The organism is Cognatundibacterium luofuense (assembly GCF_018139685.1).
GTDB lineage: Bacteria > Pseudomonadota > Gammaproteobacteria > Burkholderiales > Burkholderiaceae_D > Undibacterium > Undibacterium luofuense.
Genome location: NZ_JAGSPN010000625.1, coordinates 1 through 285, shown reverse-complemented (window position 1 = coordinate 285; position 285 = coordinate 1). Strand labels below are relative to the sequence as shown.

Sequence of the window (285 nt, the reverse complement as noted above, 5' to 3'; positions counted from 1 at the left end):
ATTATGCAGTGTTTCACTACACAAGCAATCCTTGCAGCAATAAAATTCCCGTACTGCCACACGGATTGCAAGAAATCGCAATCAAAAAGAATGAAATAAAAAATAAATCCGGCACCCCCTTGTATATACCAGTCCAGCCATGTATTATTCGGCCTCTTCAGACGCGGGGTGGAGCAGTCTGGCAGCTCGTCGGGCTCATAACCCGAAGGTCGTAGGTTCAAATCCTGCCCCCGCAACCACATTTGTAGACACGCCACCGACTGCGATTAGCAGCTTCTCGGTGGC

At 49.1% G+C, this 285-nt stretch carries 1 tRNA gene; it reads left to right on the top strand.

Annotation, left to right across the window (positions count from 1 at the left end):
• Positions 1 to 162 precede the first annotated feature (162 nt).
• Positions 163 to 239 (top strand) — tRNA-Met (locus KDM89_RS21925).
• Positions 240 to 285 lie beyond the last annotated feature (46 nt).